Source organism: Allobosea sp. NPDC055594, from assembly GCF_053618995.1.
On record NZ_JBSHIO010000002.1, the window covers coordinates 109275 to 126964 of the forward strand.

Sequence of the window (17690 nt, forward strand, 5' to 3'; positions counted from 1 at the left end):
ACGGCATCGCTTGCCGCATGATCGTCGACGTCATTTCAGCGGGCGCGCCGGGATGACGAGGCGGGAGAGACGAGCCGCCATTCGATGCTGAGAAAAATCCTTTCGGTCAGCGGCTTCACGCTGCTCTCGCGTGTCAGCGGCTTCGCCCGCGACATCGTGCTCGCCGCCACGCTCGGTGCCGGGCCGCTGATGGATGCGTTCTCGGTGGCGCTGCGCCTGCCCAATCATTTCCGCGCCATCTTCGGCGAAGGCGCCTTCAACCAGGCCTATATCCCGGCCTTCGCCCGCATCCGGGAGAAATCGGGCGCAGCGGCGTCCCAGCAATTCTCGGACAGGGTGTTCACGCTGAACCTCGTCGTCCAGCTGGTGATCCTCGCGCTCGCTCTGCCGTTCATGCCGGAGCTGGTGCGCCTGCTCGCCCCCGGTTTCGTCGACGATCCCCAGCGCTTCGACCTCGCGGTGGCGCTGACCCGGATCACCTTCCCCTATCTCCTCTTCATCACCCTGGTGACGCTGCTTTCGGCCAATCTCAACGCGGTCGACCGTTTCGCCGCGGCCGCCGCTGCGCCGATCCTGCTCAATATCAGCCTGATCGGCGCGCTCGCCGTCGCCTTCCTGTTCCCGAGCGCGGCTCATGCCGCCGCCTGGGGCGTCGCCGCCGCCGGCGTGCTGGAATGGCTCCTGCTCTGGGTCGCCGCCCGACGGGAAGGCGTTTCGGCTGCGCTGACGCGGCCGCGGCTCGACGCTGAGGTCAAGCGCTTCCTCAAGGCGCTCGGGCCGGCGGTGATCGGCTCGGCCGGCGTGCAGATCGCGATCTTCGCCGACACGATCATCGCCTCGCTGCTGCCCGCCGGCGCCTATGCGGCGCTCTACTATGCCGAACGGCTCTACCAGCTGCCGATCGGCGTGATCGCCATCGGCGTCGGCACGGTGCTGCTGCCGACGATGAGCCGTGCCATCGCCGCCGGCGACGAGGCCCGGGCCGACAAGGCCCAGAACCGGGCGGTGGCGCTGACGATCTTCGCCGCGGCCCCTTTCGCTGCCGCCTTCCTCGCCATTCCCGAGTTGATCGTCGCGGCCCTGTTCGAGCGCGGCCGCTTCGACGCCGCCGCGAGCCAGGCGGCAGGCGCCGTGCTCTTCGCCTATGCGGTCGGCCTGCCGGCGATCGTGCTGATCCGCTCGCAGGTCTCGAGCTTCCAGGCGCGTGGCGACACGACGACGCCGATGATCGTCTCGCTGTCCGCCATCGTCGCCAATGTCGGGCTGAAACTCTTGCTCTGGCGCGATCTCGGTGCACCCGGCCTCGCGCTAGCGACTGCGGCCGGCGCCTGGATCAATGTCGGGGCGCTGTTCGTGCTAGCCCTGCGCCGCGGCTGGACCCGGCCGGAGCGCAAGCTGCCGGGCCTGATCCTGATCGTCGTCGCCGCCGCCGCCTGCGCCGGGCTCGCTGCACGCCTGCTGGCGCCACCGGCTCAGGCGGCGCTTGCCGGCTTCGCCTTCGAGCCGAAGCTGCTGGCGCTCGGCGCCCTCAGCCTGCTCGCAGCGGCACTCTATGCCGTGCTCGCCCTCGGCGGGCTGAAGCTGACGGGATTGCTGCGGCTGCTGCGCTGATGCTGCTCAATCCTGGACGGCGATGCCGGCTCCGCGGCGCAACTGCTCGGCCGCTTCCGTCACCATCCGCACGACGATCTCGCCGGCCGGCGGCACATCCGCAATCAGCCCGGCCGCCTCGCCATAGATCGCAGCCGCCTTGTCAGGATCGCCGGCCATGAAAGCCTCGCGATAGGCCGGCCCCTCGCTCTCGGCGGCCGCCAGCAATTCGGCATCGCGGCCGCGCCATTTGGCGATGAAGGCATTGTCGCCGACGCGGATGTCGAAGGGCTTTGGCCAGTCGAGCCGGCGGGCGATATCGGGCAGCGAGGAGCGCACCGTCTGATCGCCGGTGGCGGCGATGGCGGCGGCCTGGTGGTTCTGATGGACGAGCGCCTCGCGGCTCGCCCAGAAGCGGGTGCCAACGAGGACGCCATGGGCTCCGAGCATCAGCGCCGCGGCAAGCCCACGGCCATCTGCGATGCCGCCGGCCGCCAGCAGCAGCGTATCGGGGCTCTCTCTGGCGAGCAGATCGGCGACCTCGGGAACGAAGGGCAGCGTCGCACGGGCATGGCCGTGCCCCCCGGCCTCCGTGCCTTGCGCGACGATGACGGAGGCGCCGGCCGCCAGCGCCGCCCTGACATGGGCGATGCTCTGGCACTGGCAGATCAGCGGCACGCCTGCTGACGCGATCTCGGCGGCGAAGGGCGCGGGGTCGCCGAAGGAGAGCATCAGCGCCGCCGGGCGATGGGCCAGCACCTCGCCGAGCAGATGCGGCTGCTTGCCCAGCGACCAGGTGATGAAGCCGCAGCCGGTGCGGATGTTGCCGGCCGCGGCGTATTGCGTCCTCAGCCAGTCGCCATCGCCATAGCCGCCGCCGATCAGGCCAAGCCCCCCGGCCCGCGTCACCGCCGCCGCCAGCGCCCCGCCGGCGGCGAGAGCCATCGGCGCCGAAAGGATCGGGTGCTCGATACCGAAGCGCTCGGTCAGGCGGGTGGCAAGGCGGGCCATGCGAGGAACTCCGGTTACTTCGAGTGGGCGAAGTCCATGTAGAGCTCGCGCGCCTTGCGGAACATCGGGCCTGGCTGGATCTGCCGGTCGTCGATCCGGTAGATCGGCATCACCTTGGAGTAGTTGCCGGAGGAGAAGATCTCGTCGGCCTGCTCGAAATCGGCATAGCTCAGGCTGGTCTCCTCGACCGGCACGCCGGCGCCGCGCAGCAACGAGATGACGCGCTGGCGGGTGATGCCGTTGAGGAAGGTGCCGTTCGAGACCGGCGTCTTCACCACACCGTCCTTGGCGAGGAAGATGTTGGAGGTGCCGGTCTCGGCGACATTGCCGAGCATGTCGAGCACCAGCGCATTGTCGAAGCCGCGGCCCTTGGCCTCGCGCAGGATGCGGGCATTGTTGGGGTAGAGGCATCCGGCCTTGGAGTCGGTCGGCATGGTTTCCATGGTCGGGCGGCGATAGGCGCCCTTGGTCACCGAGAAACCCTTGCCGGGATCGCCCATCGCCGCCTCGAACAGGCACAGGCAGAACCTGGTCGAATCCGGGTCGCCCATGATGGTCGAGAGGCCGTCGGCCTCGGCCCAGTACATCGGTTTGACGTAGATCGCGGTGCCTGGGGCGAACTTCTTCACGCCCTCGGCGGTGCGCGCGATGATCTCCTCGGGCGAGACCGTCGCCTTCAGGCCGAGCGTCTCGGCGGAGCGGTTCACGCGGGCGGCGTGTTTGTCCATGTCGGGGGTGACGCCGTCGAAATGGCGGGCGCCGTCGAAGACGGTCGAAGACAGCCAGCTCGCATGGGAGCGCGGCCCCATGATGCCGGGGTTGCCTTCGTGCCACTTTCCTTCGAACCAGCTCCAGGTTTGCGAATACCAGGCCATAAGGCGCTCCGATCTGTCAGTCTTGTCGACCCGCACCGTCTGCCCCTGCCCCCGCCCCGTCAACACGCGGCCCGGGGAGCGGCAAACGAATGATGTGATGGCTCCGATCGTAACCGGTGATGGGTCGCGATGTGAGGTGAAAATCCGCGCAGCCCGCTCGGCACGATCTCCGAGCGGCCGGCATTCAGAGCCCGAAAGCGCGTGCCAGCGAGACCGTGGCCATGCCGACGAGGAGCGCCAGCAGCTCGCTACGCCGCAGCACCATGCTGAGGATCGCGGCGACCAGGGCGAGCCCCGCGGCCAGGCCAAGGCGCTCGACCAGCGGCAGCACGGTGGCGAAGACGATCGATCCTGGAAGTGCCGCGAGCCCGCGCCGGACGCGCGGCGTCAGCGGCACGAAGCCCATCAACACCACGCCGGAGATGCGGCAAAGATAGGTCGCCAGCGCCATCGCCAGGATGGCGAGATAGGGCCCCCAGGCGCCGGGATCAGGCAGCGTCATCGAGCAAGGCCCCGGCAAGGGCGCCCGAAAGCGCACCGATGATGATGAAGGCGTAGCCGTCGATCAGCTTGGAAGCGACGAGCGCAACCACGCCGGCGATCACCCAGGGCAAGGCCGCCCGGCGGCCACGCCAGAGCGGCACGATCATCGCCGCGAAGAAGATCGGCATGACGAGGTCGATGCCGTATTGGCGGGGATCGGCGACGAGCGAGCCGAGCAGATAGCCCGGAATGGTGGCGAGAACCCAGACGGCCCACAGGCAGAGGCCGGCGCCAAGCACCACCCCGAGATCAGTCCCACCCTCGGCGCGGTAGCGCGTGCCGATCAGCCAGTTCGCATCGGTGAAGACGAAGAGCTGGAAGGCGTTGACCCGGCGCGGATAGCGGGCGAACCAGGGTTGCAGCGACGCCCCCTGCAGGATCGAGCGGGCATTGACCGTCGCGGTGACGAAGGCGAGTCCGGCGATCGCACCCCAGCTCCATTCGGGGCGCCAGATTTCCATGGCAACAAGCTGGGCGACGCCTGCATAGACCAGCGCGCTCATCAGGATCGCCTCGAACAGGCTCAGCCCCTTGGCAGCGGCTGCTGCGCCGAAAGCGACTGCGAAGACGACGATGCCGGGCAGCAGCACGGAAACCCGGCGCAGGCCGAGCGCCAGGCCGGCGAGCGTCAGCTGTGCCGGGCCGGCGGAAGTGGAGGAGGTTTCCGGATGGGACATGGGCCTCTCGAAGCGGGTCGGCGGGCCGCCGTCAATGGTGGCGGCGCGGCCGGCGCATGAATGCAGCGCAAGGCGGGCCGCAAACGGCGCTGCCGCCACGACAGGGCGGCGGATCGCGTCTAGAACGGCGCATGTTCTGGCTCTCCTCCCCCGACCAACGCGCCGCGGCCCTGCCGGCCGTCTGGCTGGTCGCGACCGATCACCGCCCCGCTACGCTAACGGAACGCTCGGCGCTGCGGCGCGGGCTGGCGCGCATCATCCTCGCCAAGCAGCTCGGCCTGGAGCCCGAGATCGTCAGGATCGACCACGAGCCCGGCGGACGGCCGCTGATCGCGGCGCCCGGCGGCGACGGCTTGCATATCTCGCTGGCGACGCGTGCCGGCCTGGTGGCACTGGCCCTCGCCCACGCCAGGGTCGGCGTCGATGTCGAGCAGGTCGAGCCTGATCGGCAACCACCCTTCGCGGCGCTGCATCCCTGCGAGCAGGCCATGCTTCGGGCCCTGCCGCCACCGGACCGGCCGCTCGCCTTCGCGCGATTGTGGAGCGCCAAGGAAGCCTATGTGAAAGCCCTCGGCACAGGCTTCCTGCGGCCACCCGAGAGTTTCCTGGTGCGGATCGAGGAGCCGGATGGCTTTACGGTCGAGGATCCGCAGCGGCCGGGGAGCGCCTGCGGCTTCAGCCGAACCATAAGAAACGGCGGCCATGAAACCATGGCCGCCGCCTTCATTCAGCTCATTTGAGCCTGTTTCAGCCGGGCTGATCGACCGGCTTCTTCTTCAGGAGATAGCCGACCGCGACGACGAAGGCCGCACCGACGACCGCCGCCGAATAGAAGGGCAGCTTGGCGGGGGCGAGGCCGGCCGGATTGGTCTCGGAGACCGGCACGCTCATCACCCAGCTCGGAATGCTGGTCTGCAGCCACTGCAGCACGGCGATGTCGGAGAGCAGCATCTCGCCGGCAATCCAGCCGAGCAGGGCCGCACCGAGCCAGATCAGGATCGGATAGCGCTCGAGGATCGTCGACAGCATCCGCGCGCCGAAGATGATCAGCGGAATGGTGAGCAGCAGGCCGAAGATGAAGAGCTCGAAATGGCCGCGCGCCGCCGCGGCGATCGCGAGCACGTTGTCGAGGCTCATCACCGCGTCGGCGATGGCGATCGTCCGCACCGCCTTCCAGAGATTGTCGCTGGCGGCGATGTCGCCATGTTCCTCATCCTCGCCCTTGGCGAGCTTGATCGCGATCCAGAACAGCAGCAGCGCGCCGACCACCTTCAGGAAGGGGATGTTGAGGAGGTAGGAGACGACGATCGCGAAAAGAATGCGCAGGCCGACAGCGGCGCCGGCGCCGAGCAGAATGCCGAGCTTGCGCTGCTTCTCGGGAAGCGAGCGGACCGCAAGCGCGATGACGACCGCGTTATCGCCGGAGAGCAGCAGGTCGATCCAGATGATCTGGAGCAGCGAGGCCCAGAAGGTCGAGGATAGGAGGTCCATTATTCTGTCAGTCCCGTGCTAGTGGGCCGGATCGGCATTGGTCGAAAGAAAACGCGGCGAGACATGCGGAATGCTCCCGCCGCGCCGAAAACATCAGGAGCCAGCGGCCCGGCGCTGCCCGGGCCTGACCCGGCCGGACAGCAAGAAAGTCGACGGATCGGGCATTTTCACTCCCTCTCTGGTCTTGTTCCTGCCGGAACCGAGCTTGTGGGCACGCTGGCGCGTCGCCGTCAACCCAGCGCCTGCTCGATCGCCTTGCCGGCGGCCTCGGTGCCGAGCTTGCCGCCGAGGTCGCGGGTGCGGGTGCGCTCGTCGCCGAGCGCACGCTCGATCGCAGCCTCGATGCCCTTGGCGGCCTCGGTCTCACCGAGATGGTCGAGCATCATCGCGCCCGACCAGATCATGCCGACCGGGTTGGCGATGCCCTGGCCATAAATGTCCGGCGCCGAGCCGTGGACCGGTTCGAACAGCGAGGGATGGTCGCCGGTCGGATTGATGTTGCCCGACGGGGCAATGCCGATCGTGCCGGTGCAGGCCGGGCCGAGATCGGAGAGGATGTCGCCGAACAGGTTGGAGGCGACAACCACGTCGAAACGGTCCGGATTGAGCACGAAATGCGCGGTCAGGATGTCGATATGGTACTGCTCGACGGCAACGCCCGGATAATTCCTCGCCATCTCCTTCACCCGCTCGTCCCAGTAGGGCATGGTGATCGAGATGCCGTTCGACTTGGTCGCCGAGGTCAGCTTCTTGCGCGGCCGGCGCTGCGCCAGCTCGAAGGCATATTTCAGCACGCGGTCGACGCCGACGCGGCTCATCACCGTCTCCTGCATGACGATCTCACGCTCGGTGCCGGCGAACATGCGCCCGCCGACCGAGGAGTATTCGCCCTCGGTGTTTTCGCGGACGACGAAGAAGTCGATATCGCCCGGCTTGCGGCCGACGAGCGGGCCGGGCACGCCCGGCATCAGGCGGACGGGGCGCAGATTAACGTATTGGTCGAATTCGCGCCGGAAGAGCAGCAGCGAGCCCCAGAGCGAGACATGGTCCGGCACCTGAGCCGGCATGCCGACGGCGCCGAAATAGATCGCGTCATGGCCGCCGATCTTCTCCTTCCAGTCGTCAGGCAGCATCTTGCCGTGCTTGGCGTAGTAGTCGCAGGAGGAGAAATCGAATTCGTCGAGCCGCAGTTCGAAGCCGTATTTCTTCGAGGCCGCCTCGAGCACGCGCAGCCCCTCGGGCATCACCTCCTTGCCGATGCCGTCTCCGGCGATCACGGCGATGCGATAGACGCGATTGGTCCGGCTCATGCGACTTCTCCAAAAAAGGCAGCAAATTCTGCGGCGACGAGATCGGGGATCTCTTCGGCCAGATAGTGCCCGCCCGGCAATGCCTTCCCACGCACATCCACAGCCCGCTCACGCCAGAGCCCGAGCACGTCGAAGCATTTTCCGACGGCTCCCCGCTCGCCCCACAGGGCCAGCATGGGGCACTCGACCTTCCGGCCGCCATCGGCGTCGTCATGGGCGATGTCGATCGTCGCCGCGGCGCGGTAATCCTCGCAACTGGCATGGATCATCGCAGGGTCGCGAAAGCAGCGGAGATATTCGGCGAGCGCTTCAGGCTCGAACAGCCGCATGTCGGAGGCGCGGCGGCTCGACCAGTAGAATTCCGGATCGGCGCCGATCATGTTCTCCGGCATCGGAGCCGGCTGGATCAGGAAGAACCAGTGCCAATAGGCGCGCGCGAAAGCGTCGCTCGTATCGCGATACATCTCGCGTGTCGGTGCGATGTCGAGGGTCGCGAGCTTCAGCACCCGCTTGGCATGGTCCAGCGCCAGCCGGTGCCCGACGCGGGCGCCGCGATCATGCGAGCCGACGCAGAAGCGCTCGTGACCGAGCGCGCTCATCACCTCGGCCATGTCCTGGGCCATGGCGCGCTTCGCATAGGGAGAATGATCGGCGGCGGTCGCCGGCTTCTGCGAATCGCCGTAGCCGCGCAGATCCGGGCAGACGAGCGTGAAGCGCCGCGCCAGCGCCGGGGCGATACGCCGCCACATGATATGGGTCTGCGGATAACCGTGGAGCAGGAGCAGCGGCGGCCCCTCCCCGCCGATCCGGACGCGAATGCGCGCGCCGGAGGTCGCGACGTCGAGCAGCCTGAAGCCGGGGAAGAAGCGATCTTCGACGGGGAGTTCGATGAGCGACATTCAGCCTCTCTGATTGCAACAATCGGAGCCGATACCCGCATTTTCAAACGATTGCGTGCGTCGATTATTTCATAATTATGATCAATAACGAGATGGCGGCGACGCTTGGCCGGTGATCACTCACAAACGAAGCGAAGCCCAGGACTCGGCTCCCCGCAACAAAAAAGGCGCCCGAAGGCGCCTTTTCTGTCCTGAGATGATCGGCTCCAAGCCGATCATGACGCATTGTCAGCCGCGCAGCGCCGCCTTGTAGCGCTTGGCCATCTCGGCGACGATCTTGGCCGCAACGGCCTCGATCTCGGCCTCGGTCAGGGTCTTCTCGACCGGCTGCAGCGTCACCGCCAGCGCGACCGACTTCTTGCCGGGCTCGACGCCGGCGCCTTCATAGATGTCGAAGACGCTGGTCTCGGCGATCAGGTTGCGGTCGGCGTTCTGGGCGGTCTTCGCCATGTCGCCGGCCGCCACCGTCTTGTCGACGATGAAGGCGAAATCGCGCGTCAGCGGCTGGAAATCGGAAAGCGCCAGCTTCGGCTTGACCTTGGTCGGCTTGTACTTCGGCAGCGGCAGCGCATCGAGATGGATCTCGAAGGCGACCAGAGGGCCCTTGACGTCGAGCGCCTTGAGCACGCGCGGATGCAGCTCGCCGAAGGCGCCGATGACGCCCTTCGGCCCGAACTGCAGCGTGCCGGACCGCCCGGGATGTGCCCAGGACGGACCGCCCGCAACGATCTGCAAGCCGCCGACCGGCACGCCGAGCCCGGCGAGCAGCGCCATGACGTCGGCCTTGGCGTCGAAGGCATCAACCGGTTTCGCCGCGCCGTCCCAGTGACGGCCAGCACCTTCCAGCCTGGCAGTGCCGCGGCGCAGGCCGGCGGCGGCGATCAGCTGGCCTTCGGGCTCGTCGCTCTGGAAGACCTGACCGACCTCGAACAGGGCGACGTCGCCGAAGCCGCGATCGGCATTGGCCTGGGCCGAGCGGATCAGGCCCGGCAGCAGCGAAGGCCGCATGTCGGAGAGATCGGCGGCGATCGGATTGGCGAGGACGAGCTTGCGCGAGCCGCCGCCGAAGAGCTTGGCGGCGTCGTGCGAGATGAAGGACCAGGTCACGGCCTCGACCAGGCCGCGGCTGGCGAGCAGGCGCTTGGACTGACGCGTGCGCTTCTGCAGCACGGTCAGCACCGGCTTGACGACCTCGCCCTTGATCCGCGGCAGCGGCGCCGGCTCGACGCGGTCGAGCCCGGCAATGCGCAGGATCTCCTCGACCAGATCGGCCTTGCCCTCGACATCGCCGCGCCAGGAGGGAGCGGCGACCTTGACCCGTTCGCCGGCGCCCGAAACATGGAAGCCGAGCGAGGTCAGAGCCAGCTTCATCTCGACCTGAGGCAGATCGAGGCCGGTCAGGCGCTTGACTTCAGACCAGGGGAAATCGATGGCGCCGCCGCTTTCCGGCAATTCGCCGGCGAAGACCATCTCGGAGGCTTCGCCGCCGCAGAGCTCGATGATCATCTGCGTCGCGAGATCGAGACCGGGACGGGTGAAATCGGGGTCGACGCCGCGCTCGAAACGGTAGCGCGCATCGGAGGTGATGCCCAGCGCACGGCCGGAGCGGGCGACGTTGAGCGGGTCCCAGAGCGCGCTCTCGACCAGAACGTCGACGGTGTTCTCGTCGCAGCCCGAAGCCTCGCCGCCCATGATGCCGGCGAGCGACTCGACGCCCTCTGCATCGGCGATCACGACCTGCTCATCGGTCAGCGTGTAGGTCTTGCCGTCGAGCGCCAGGATCTGCTCGCCGGCCCTGGCGCGGCGCACCGTCAGGTCGCCATGGACCTTGGCGGCGTCGAAGACGTGCAGCGGCCGGCTGCGGTCATAGGTCATGAAATTGGTGATATCGACCAGCGCATTGATCGGCCGCAGGCCGATGGCGCGCAGGCGCGCCTGCAGCCATTCCGGCGAGGGTCCGTTCTTGACGCCGCGCACCAGGCGCAGGGCGAAGGCAGGGCAGAGCTTCTCGTCGCCGGCGGCGAAGTCGAGCTTCACGTCGACCGGGCATGGGAAGCTGCCGCGCACGGCTGCGACCGAGGGCGTCTTCAGCGTGCCGAGACCGGCGGCGGCAAGGTCGCGGGCGACGCCGGAGACACCGAGCGCATCGGCCCGGTTCGGCGTCACCGCGATCTCGATCATCGCGTCGTCGAAGCCGGCATAGGCGGCGTAGGACTGGCCGACCGGCGCATCCGCCGGCAGATCGATGATGCCGTCATGATCCTCGGAGAGCTGCAGCTCGGCGGCGGAGCAGAGCATCCCGTTCGACTCGACGCCGCGGATCACGCCCTTGCCGAGGGTGATGTCCTTGCCGGGAATGTAGGTACCGGGCGGCGAGAACACGCTCTTCATGCCGGTGCGGGCATTGGGCGCGCCGCAGACGACCTGCACCGGCTCGCCGGAGCCGGTGTCGACCATGCAGACGCGCAGGCGGTCGGCGTTCGGATGCTGCTTGGCCGCGATGACATAGGCGATGGTGAAGGCCGAGAGCGCCTTGGCCTTGTCCTCGACCGCCTCGACCTCGAGCCCGACGCGGGTCAGGGTCTCGGAGATGGTGTCGAGCGTCTCGGTGGTGTCGAGATGGTCTTTGAGCCAGGAGAGCGTGAATTTCATGCGTTTACGTCCATCGGAGCGAGCACTTCCACCAGGCGGAAGCGCTCGCAAAGCAGGGTCATGTCGGGGCTGAAGACGCCGAGGCGCCGGAAATAGGTTTCGTGGGCTTCGCGCCAATAGGAGAGGCTGCGGTCGCCCTCGCCTTCCTCGAAGGCGAATTGCGCGTCGACCTCGTCGAAGCGACGGGGGACCAGCTCGACCGTCTCGATCACGCAGACCGGGCGTTTCTCGCCGTCGAGCACGACCCAGAGCTCGCCGAGCTTCGGACAGTCGGGCGCGTCCGGCGTGTTCACCGTCGCGGTCTTGCGACCACTGACGACGAGCGCCGCCAATTCCGTCGCGAGCTCGGGACCATCGCCGAAGGAGAAGCTCGGGCAGTCGCGATAGCGTTCGGGGATGGTGTGCATGTCCAAGGTCACGCCGTCCCATCCCGCCGTGCGGTCATCGTCGACAGCGTGGGAGCATTGTCGTTCAGCCGGTCGTCGCCATCCGCCCTGATCTTCATGGCGTTGCCGCGCCAGCTGACCTCGCCGGCGAGGAAGGCATAGGCCCAGATGCCGGGGAAGACGAGATCGCGGGTCAGATAGGCCAAAGGCGTGCGCCAGCTCAGGAACCAGCCGACGCCCTTCGCCAGCGCCATCTCGGCGCCATACCAGATCGCCAGCACCAGCAGCACGGCCTGCCAGCCCGCAAGGCCATAGGCCGGAGCGGCGACAGCGGCGAGCACCGTCGGTGCCAGCGGACCGACCAGGATCTCCGGCGCGAAGAAGGGCAGGAAGGTGACGCGGCGCAGACGCGCCCAGCGGAACTGGCGCTGCACGACATGGCGCAGATGCCGGCGGCCGAGCGGCTGCTCGAAGGGCTGGTCGACGAGATGGACATGCTTGCCGGCGGCACGCACCAGCTTGGTCGCCGCCGCATCCTCGGCGATCTCGGCGGCGAGCGCCGCGATGCCGCCATTGGCGTCGAGGAAGGGCTTGTTCCAGAGCATCGACTTGCCCTGGGCGAAGCCGAAGCCGAGCGCCTCGCCGGCATATTGCCAGCGCGCCTGGAAGGTATTGAGGAAGGCGCACTCGACCTCGGCGCCGAAGCAGAGCGGGCGCGAGCCGGCCGGCGTCGAGCAGACCAGGCCGCTATCGTCGCGCCAGGCCGCCATCATCCGCTGGATGTAGTCCTTCGGCATCAGCACGTTGGAATCGGCGAGGATGACCCAGTCATGCCGCGCCGCCTCCCAGCCCCTGACGCAGTTGTTGAGCTTGGGATTGGCGCTGACCGCGACGTCGCCGACGATCAGGCGCACGCGCTCCGGACCATGGCTGGCGATCAGCTCCTCGACCAGCGGCACGATCGGGTCCTGCCCGTCGGCGACGCAGAAGATCGTCTCGTAATCGGGATAGTCGAGGACGAGGCCGGAGGTCAGGGTTTCCCGGCTGAAGCTCTCCAGGCCGCAGACCGGCCGCACGATCGTCACCGGCGGGCGCTGGCGCAGCAGGCTGGATTCGGCCGGCTTGCGACGCAGGCGCAGGAAGGCGATGGCCAGGCACAGGAGATTGGCCGCCACCAGCAGTGCCGCGATCAGGCCGGCCCAATGCGCCGCGCTCATCCGCCCTTTCCTCTCCTAGCCCGCCTTGGTCACGACGACAGGCCGCCGGTCAGCGTCGGCAGGTCGAGCGGGCGGAAGCCGTAATGCGAGAGCCAGCGGATATCGGCCTCGAAGAAGGGCCGCAGATCCGGCATGCCGTATTTCAGCATGGCGATGCGGTCGATGCCCATGCCCCAGGCGAAGCCCTGATAGACGTCCGGATCGAGCCCGCAATTCCGGAGCACGTTCGGGTGGACCATGCCGCAGCCGAGGATCTCGAGCCAGTCGTCGCCCTCGCCGAAGCGGATCTCGCCGCCCTTGCGCGAGCACTGGATGTCGACCTCGGCGGAGGGCTCGGTGAACGGGAAGAAGGAGGGACGAAACCGCATCTTGACGCTCTCGACCTCGAAGAACGACTTGCAGAACTCCTCCAGCACCCATTTCATGTGGCCGAAATGGGTCTTCTTGTCGATGACGAGGCCCTCGACCTGATGGAACATCGGGGTGTGGGTCTGGTCGGAATCCATGCGGTAGGTCCGCCCCGGGCAGATCACGCGGATCGGCGGCTCCTGCGCCAGCATGGTGCGGACCTGGACCGGCGAGGTATGGGTGCGCAGGAGCTTGCGCTCGCCATTGGCGTCGGGCGCGAAGAAGAAGGTGTCGTGCATCTCGCGGGCGGGATGCCCGACCGGGAAGTTCAGCTTGGTGAAGTTGAGGTCGTCGGTCTCGACATCCGGCCCCTCTGCGACGGCGAAGCCCATATCGCCGAAGATCGCGGTGATCTCGTCAATGACCTGGCTGATCGGATGGATGCGCCCGCGCGCCTCCGGCCCTTCGCGCACCGGCAGCGAGATATCGAGTCTCTCTGCGGCCAGCCTAGCCTCCAGCGCCGCCTCGCCCAGCGCCTCCTTGCGGGCGGCGAGCGCCTGCTGGACGCCGTCGCGCAGGCCGTTGATCAGCGGCCCCTTCTCCTTGCGCTCGTCCGGCGTCATCGCGCCGAGCGTCTTCAGCAAGGCGGAAACCGAGCCGGACTTGCCGAGCGCCGCGATGCGCAACTGCTCCAGCGCCGCCTCGTCCTGCGCCGCGGCGATCTCACCGACAAGGGAATCGCGAAGGGTATCGATCTCGTTCATGCCTGATCTGTTCCGCTAGCGCGCACGCCGCCCGGCCGGAACCACCGGCCGAAGGGAGTTCGCACCACCATAAGAATGCCGGAGCGCATGCCGGCGTGGCATCTTCTATGGCTTCGGCCATGCGGATGCCAGCCCGAATTGCGCTGGCAAAGCGTGTCGATCGCGATGTTTTCGCGCATTCGTCCCTGCTCGCCGGCCCTTCATGACAAGACCGTCGCAGTCTGCCCCCGCATGCGGGCGGCAGGGGCGACAGCCGCCCCCCTGCCCGGCTATGCAGGAGGACAGTATGGAGATGCCGACATGACCGAGAACCACGCCCAGAAGAACTCGCCTTCCTATCGCCTCGCCGCCCTCGACCAGGACTTCATCCTCGGCGATTCCACCCGCGGGGCGCGCTTCATGCTCGAATACCAGAAGGCGGAGGACCATCTCAGGGCGCGCGGCATTCTCTCGACCATCGTCGTCTTCGGCTCGGCCCGGGTGCGCGAGGGCGAGCCCTGGTACGAGGCGGCGCGCGCCTTTGCCCGGATCGCCTCGGAGCGCGGCGGCGCGCTCGACGAGGGGCCCGGCGGCCGCCATCACGTCATTGCCACAGGCGGCGGCCCCGGGATCATGGAAGCCGCCAATCGCGGCGCCGGAGACGCGGGCGCGGTCTCGATCGGCTTCAACATCACCCTGCCACACGAGCAGGATCCGAACGCCTTCTCGACGCCCGACCTGACCTTCCGTTTCCACTATTTCGCGATGCGCAAGATGCACCTCGCCATGCGGGCTGCGGCGCTGGTCGCCTTCCCCGGTGGCTTCGGCACGCTCGACGAATTGTTCGAGATCCTGACCTTGACCCAGACCGGCAAGATGTCGCCCGTTCCGGTCATTCTCTATGACAGCAGCTTCTGGAAGGGCCTGTTCAATCTCGAGCGGCTGGCCGAAGCCGGGCTGATCCGCAAGGAAGACCTCGCACTGTTCTGCTACGCCGACTCGCCGGAGGAGGCCTATGCAAGGATCGTCGAGGGCGCCGGCGACGACTGGATCCCGGCCGCAGCCGACAACGTGCAGACATAGCGACTGCCTGCTCTCACAGCCTTCATCCTTCGAGACGCGGACTTCGTCCGCTCCTCAGGATGAGGGCCGAGCTTGCGAACCGCCCAAAGAAAAAGGCCGGCGTTCCCGCCGGCCTTTCGCAATCCAATCAGGTCAGACCGCTCAGGCGGCCTGGGCCTCGGCGCCGAGCGCGCCCTTGACCGTCTCGACGACCGCGGCGAAGGCAGCGGCATCGTCGATCGCGAGGGCCGACAGGGTCTTGCGGTCGAGCTCGAGGCCGGCCTTGGTCAGGCCGCCGATGAAGACCGAATAGGTCAGGCCGTGCTCACGCACCGCAGCGTTCAGGCGCTGGATCCAGAGGGCGCGGAAGGTGCGCTTCCGGTTCTTGCGGTCCCGATAGGCATACTGCATAGACCGATCGACGGCCGCCTTGGCGGCGCGGATCGTATTCTTGCGGCGGCCATAAAAGCCCTTGGCTGCCTTCAGTGTCTTCTTGTGCTTGGCGTGGGACGTAACGCCCCGTTTCACGCGAGCCATGTTTGATCTCCGGAAAGGTTGTCAGGCGTCAGCCGTTGGGGAGGAAGAACTTCTTCACGTTGGCAGCATCGCCCTCGAACAGGGTCGTCGTGCCACGCTGGTTGCGGATCTGCTTGTTGGTCCGCTTGATCATCCCGTGACGCTTGCCGGCCTGGGCTGCGAGCACCTTGCCGGTTCCGGTGATCTTGAACCGCTTCTTGGCGGCCGCTTTGGTCTTCATCTTGGGCATTTCAGCTCCTCATAGGTCGCGAGCGCGCGAATGGCGCCGCTTGAATTTTGCTTCGGGAAGCAAATAACGATCGCCACGGCAGCCCTTATCAGCCGGGCGATCGAAGGCTGGGCATATGACAGAAAGGCCGCCTTGTTGCAAGCGTAGCCGTTCCGCCTGCTCAGACCAGCACCGGACGCGCCCTGTCCGAGGCGTCGCCCGACAGCCTGCGCAGGCCGAACAGCAGGATGGCGAGCGCGGAGAAGCCGCCGGCGACCGACACCCTGAAACCGGCTGCTGCGCCGTAATTGTCGATCAGCCAGCCCGACGCCGCCGAACCCAGGGCCAGTCCGACGCCGACACCGGTCATGACCCAGGTGATCCCCTCCGTCAGCTTGGAGGGCGGCACGTGGCGCTCGACCAGCGCCATGGCGACAATGACGGTCGGCGAGATCGAGGCCCCGGCGACGAACAGCACCGCAGCCAGCGACCAGAGCGCGCCGACGGCGAGCAGCGGCAGGGTCGTCGCCGCCGAAAAGGCGATGGCGAGGGCGAATTGCCGCGCCAGCGAGAGGCGCAGATGCAGGGCGCCGAAGATGAGGCCGGCGATCAGCGAGCCGGCGGCATAGGCGGCGAGCACCAGGCTGGCGGCCGCCTTGTCGCCCTGTGCCTCGGCAAAGGCGACGGTCGTGACCTCGGACGTGCCGAAGATCGCCCCGACGGCGACCATCACCAGGGCGATGACGCGCACGGCTCCGAGTCGGATCGCCGAGCCCTCGGCGCTGGCCGCCTGGGGATGCACGGGTGGCTCGGTCGCGCGCTGACAGACGAAAAGCGCCATGCCGACGGCGAGCAGGATGGTGGCGGCAAGCGGGCCGGCTTCCGGGAACCAGGCGACGCTGAGGCCGATCGCCAGCACCGGGCCGATCATGAAGACCATCTCGTCGACCACCGATTCGAAGGCGAAGGCAGTGCGCAAATGCCGCGTGCCGCGATAGATCTCGGTCCAGCGCGCTCGCACCATCGCCGCCATGCTCGGCTCCAGACCGGCAAGCGCGGCGAACAGGAAGAGCACCCAGCTGGGCGCCTCGAAGCGCGTCGCCAGCATCAGCCCCGCGAGCGCGACCAGGGTCGCGAGCGTCGCCGGGATCAGCACGCGGCTCTGGCCATGACGGTCGACCAGGCGCGAGATCTGCGGCGCGATCAGGGCATTGGCGAGCGCGAAGGTCGCGGCGACGCTACCGGCCAGCCAGTACTCGCCGCGCGCCTGCGAAAGCATGGTGACGATACCGATCGTCACCATCGACAAGGGCAGGCGGGCGACGAAGCCGGCAGCCGAGAAGCCGATCGCGCCGGGCGCCCGGAAGATCTCGCGGTAAGGATTAGGCATTGACTGAGATTCTCCGTCGCGACGCAGCGATATTCTCATACGGTGCGTATGTGAACGCCTAATTGCATACGCCTCGTATGTCAATTAACATACGAGGCGTATGCGAAAGGAGACGTGAATGGGCCGCAAGCCGCGCCAGCTGATGATCGCCGAGACCCGCACCAAGCTGATCGAGGCGGCGCGCGCCGCCTTCGGCACGGTGGGCTATGCCGAGACCTCGATGGACGATCTCACGGCCTCGGCAGGGCTGACGCGCGGCGCGCTCTACCATCATTTCGGCGACAAGAAGGGACTGCTCGCCGCGGTGATCGCCGAGATCGACGCCGAGATGAACGAGCGGCTGAACGCCGTCTCCGCACGTGCCGCTGACCCCTGGACCGGCTTCCGCGACGAATGCGCCGCCTATGTCGAGATGGCGCTCGAGCCCGAGATCCAGCGCATCGTCCTGCGCGACGGACCGGCAGTGCTCGGCGACCCCTGGACCTGGCCGACGCAGAGCGCCTGCATCAGCTCGATGACCGACAGCCTCGGCAAGCTGCGCGATGCCGGCGTCATCCTTCCCATCGACCCCGAAGCGGCCGCCCGGCTGATCGCGGGCGCGACGCTGCATGCGGCACAGTGGATCGCCCATGCAGCCGATGGCCGCGCCGCGTCCGAGAAGGCGATCGCCGCCTTCGACGCCCTGCTCGAAGGATTGCTGGCCCGGCCCTGACGCCTCGCGGAAACGAAACAAACGCGTGCATTTCTAGCT

At 67.6% G+C, this 17690-nt stretch carries 18 protein-coding genes; 4 read left to right on the forward strand and 14 right to left on the reverse strand.

Annotated features, from left to right (window positions below):
• Positions 1–84: 84 nt before the first annotated feature.
• Positions 85–1611 (forward strand): murein biosynthesis integral membrane protein MurJ, encoded by a 1527-nt coding sequence (gene murJ, locus ACWGRX_RS04510; protein ID WP_452116579.1) that lies wholly within the window; start codon positions 85–87, stop codon positions 1609–1611.
• A 6-nt stretch (positions 1612–1617) separates the two neighbouring features.
• Here murJ and ACWGRX_RS04515 read toward each other — a convergent pair whose 3' ends face one another.
• The 4 genes from ACWGRX_RS04515 to ACWGRX_RS04530 all read right to left on the reverse strand — a co-directional run bounded on the left by ACWGRX_RS04515 (position 1618) and on the right by ACWGRX_RS04530 (position 4696).
• Positions 1618–2601, reverse strand: coding sequence for an NAD(P)H-dependent flavin oxidoreductase (locus ACWGRX_RS04515; RefSeq protein WP_452116580.1), 984 nt, complete (start codon positions 2599–2601; stop codon positions 1618–1620).
• Positions 2602–2615: 14 nt separating this feature from the next.
• Positions 2616–3476: a branched-chain amino acid aminotransferase gene (locus ACWGRX_RS04520; RefSeq protein WP_452116581.1), complete on the reverse strand. Its 861-nt coding sequence runs from the start codon at positions 3474–3476 to the stop codon at positions 2616–2618.
• Between the two features lie 184 nt (positions 3477–3660).
• Positions 3661–3978 carry an AzlD family protein gene (locus tag ACWGRX_RS04525; RefSeq protein ID WP_291639214.1) on the reverse strand — a complete coding sequence of 106 codons (318 nt, stop codon included), beginning with the start codon at positions 3976–3978 and terminating at the stop codon, positions 3661–3663.
• Complete coding sequence (locus tag ACWGRX_RS04530) at positions 3965–4696, reverse strand: AzlC family ABC transporter permease (RefSeq protein WP_452116582.1); 732 nt, start codon at positions 4694–4696, stop codon at positions 3965–3967. The genes ACWGRX_RS04525 and ACWGRX_RS04530 overlap by 14 nt, the downstream gene beginning before the upstream one ends.
• Positions 4697–4827: 131 nt before the next feature.
• Here ACWGRX_RS04530 and ACWGRX_RS04535 point away from each other — a divergent pair, with 131 nt between their 5' ends.
• Positions 4828–5436: a 4'-phosphopantetheinyl transferase family protein gene (locus ACWGRX_RS04535; protein WP_452116583.1), complete on the forward strand. Its 609-nt coding sequence runs from the start codon at positions 4828–4830 to the stop codon at positions 5434–5436.
• 7 nt (positions 5437–5443) lie between these two features.
• On the opposite strand, the gene ACWGRX_RS04540 is transcribed toward ACWGRX_RS04535, so the two are convergent.
• The 7 genes from ACWGRX_RS04540 to pheS all read right to left on the reverse strand — a co-directional run bounded on the left by ACWGRX_RS04540 (position 5444) and on the right by pheS (position 13763).
• A complete protein-coding gene (locus tag ACWGRX_RS04540) occupies positions 5444–6187 on the reverse strand; it encodes a TerC family protein (protein ID WP_452116584.1) in 744 nt (247 codons plus the stop codon).
• Between the two features lie 230 nt (positions 6188–6417).
• Positions 6418–7497, reverse strand: coding sequence for a tartrate dehydrogenase (locus ACWGRX_RS04545; protein WP_452116585.1), 1080 nt, complete (start codon positions 7495–7497; stop codon positions 6418–6420).
• Positions 7494–8396, reverse strand: coding sequence for an alpha/beta fold hydrolase (locus ACWGRX_RS04550; RefSeq protein WP_452116586.1), 903 nt, complete (start codon positions 8394–8396; stop codon positions 7494–7496). The genes ACWGRX_RS04545 and ACWGRX_RS04550 overlap by 4 nt, the downstream gene beginning before the upstream one ends.
• Before the next feature lie 228 nt (positions 8397–8624).
• The gene (gene pheT / locus ACWGRX_RS04555) at positions 8625–11048 is read right to left on the reverse strand and encodes a phenylalanine--tRNA ligase subunit beta (RefSeq protein WP_452116587.1); all 2424 of its coding nucleotides are present in this window, start codon (positions 11046–11048) and stop codon (positions 8625–8627) included.
• Positions 11045–11467, reverse strand: a complete 423-nt coding sequence (locus ACWGRX_RS04560; RefSeq protein ID WP_452116588.1) for an ASCH domain-containing protein — start codon at positions 11465–11467, stop codon at positions 11045–11047. The genes pheT and ACWGRX_RS04560 overlap by 4 nt, the downstream gene beginning before the upstream one ends.
• On the reverse strand, positions 11464–12651 hold the full coding sequence (locus tag ACWGRX_RS04565) for a glycosyltransferase (protein ID WP_452116589.1): 1188 nt from the start codon (positions 12649–12651) through the stop codon (positions 11464–11466). The genes ACWGRX_RS04560 and ACWGRX_RS04565 overlap by 4 nt, the downstream gene beginning before the upstream one ends.
• A gap of 29 nt (positions 12652–12680) precedes the next feature.
• Positions 12681–13763: a phenylalanine--tRNA ligase subunit alpha gene (gene pheS / locus ACWGRX_RS04570; protein WP_291639199.1), complete on the reverse strand. Its 1083-nt coding sequence runs from the start codon at positions 13761–13763 to the stop codon at positions 12681–12683.
• Positions 13764–14063: 300 nt separating this feature from the next.
• Here pheS and ACWGRX_RS04575 point away from each other — a divergent pair, with 300 nt between their 5' ends.
• Positions 14064–14825 (forward strand): LOG family protein, encoded by a 762-nt coding sequence (locus tag ACWGRX_RS04575; protein WP_452116590.1) that lies wholly within the window; start codon positions 14064–14066, stop codon positions 14823–14825.
• A 141-nt stretch (positions 14826–14966) separates the two neighbouring features.
• On the opposite strand, the gene rplT is transcribed toward ACWGRX_RS04575, so the two are convergent.
• The 3 genes from rplT to ACWGRX_RS04590 all read right to left on the reverse strand — a co-directional run bounded on the left by rplT (position 14967) and on the right by ACWGRX_RS04590 (position 16939).
• The gene (gene rplT, locus ACWGRX_RS04580) at positions 14967–15341 is read right to left on the reverse strand and encodes a 50S ribosomal protein L20 (RefSeq protein WP_291645067.1); all 375 of its coding nucleotides are present in this window, start codon (positions 15339–15341) and stop codon (positions 14967–14969) included.
• A 28-nt stretch (positions 15342–15369) separates the two neighbouring features.
• On the reverse strand, positions 15370–15570 hold the full coding sequence (rpmI, locus tag ACWGRX_RS04585) for a 50S ribosomal protein L35 (protein WP_066468280.1): 201 nt from the start codon (positions 15568–15570) through the stop codon (positions 15370–15372).
• Positions 15571–15730: 160 nt separating this feature from the next.
• Entirely contained in the window at positions 15731–16939 is a 1209-nt protein-coding gene (locus ACWGRX_RS04590) for an MFS transporter (RefSeq protein WP_452116591.1), read from the reverse strand.
• A 118-nt stretch (positions 16940–17057) separates the two neighbouring features.
• On the opposite strand from ACWGRX_RS04590, the gene ACWGRX_RS04595 reads away from it, so the two are divergent.
• Entirely contained in the window at positions 17058–17651 is a 594-nt protein-coding gene (locus ACWGRX_RS04595) for a TetR/AcrR family transcriptional regulator (RefSeq protein ID WP_452116592.1), read from the forward strand.
• Positions 17652–17690: the final 39 nt, after the last annotated feature.

Coding starts and splice junctions, on each gene's coding strand:
- ACWGRX_RS04525 (WP_291639214.1), bottom strand. CDS start 3,978: ATGACGCTGCCTGATCCCGGCGCCTGGGGGCCCTATCTCGCCATCCTG.
- ACWGRX_RS04550 (WP_452116586.1), bottom strand. CDS start 8,396: ATGTCGCTCATCGAACTCCCCGTCGAAGATCGCTTCTTCCCCGGCTTC.
- rplT (WP_291645067.1), bottom strand. CDS start 15,341: ATGGCTCGCGTGAAACGGGGCGTTACGTCCCACGCCAAGCACAAGAAG.
- ACWGRX_RS04535 (WP_452116583.1), top strand. CDS start 4,828: ATGTTCTGGCTCTCCTCCCCCGACCAACGCGCCGCGGCCCTGCCGGCC.
- ACWGRX_RS04540 (WP_452116584.1), bottom strand. CDS start 6,187: ATGGACCTCCTATCCTCGACCTTCTGGGCCTCGCTGCTCCAGATCATC.
- ACWGRX_RS04545 (WP_452116585.1), bottom strand. CDS start 7,497: ATGAGCCGGACCAATCGCGTCTATCGCATCGCCGTGATCGCCGGAGAC.
- ACWGRX_RS04565 (WP_452116589.1), bottom strand. CDS start 12,651: ATGAGCGCGGCGCATTGGGCCGGCCTGATCGCGGCACTGCTGGTGGCG.
- ACWGRX_RS04530 (WP_452116582.1), bottom strand. CDS start 4,696: ATGTCCCATCCGGAAACCTCCTCCACTTCCGCCGGCCCGGCACAGCTG.
- ACWGRX_RS04575 (WP_452116590.1), top strand. CDS start 14,064: ATGACCGAGAACCACGCCCAGAAGAACTCGCCTTCCTATCGCCTCGCC.
- ACWGRX_RS04590 (WP_452116591.1), bottom strand. CDS start 16,939: ATGCCTAATCCTTACCGCGAGATCTTCCGGGCGCCCGGCGCGATCGGC.
- rpmI (WP_066468280.1), bottom strand. CDS start 15,570: ATGCCCAAGATGAAGACCAAAGCGGCCGCCAAGAAGCGGTTCAAGATC.
- pheS (WP_291639199.1), bottom strand. CDS start 13,763: ATGAACGAGATCGATACCCTTCGCGATTCCCTTGTCGGTGAGATCGCC.
- murJ (WP_452116579.1), top strand. CDS start 85: ATGCTGAGAAAAATCCTTTCGGTCAGCGGCTTCACGCTGCTCTCGCGT.
- ACWGRX_RS04595 (WP_452116592.1), top strand. CDS start 17,058: ATGGGCCGCAAGCCGCGCCAGCTGATGATCGCCGAGACCCGCACCAAG.
- ACWGRX_RS04515 (WP_452116580.1), bottom strand. CDS start 2,601: ATGGCCCGCCTTGCCACCCGCCTGACCGAGCGCTTCGGTATCGAGCAC.
- ACWGRX_RS04520 (WP_452116581.1), bottom strand. CDS start 3,476: ATGGCCTGGTATTCGCAAACCTGGAGCTGGTTCGAAGGAAAGTGGCAC.
- pheT (WP_452116587.1), bottom strand. CDS start 11,048: ATGAAATTCACGCTCTCCTGGCTCAAAGACCATCTCGACACCACCGAG.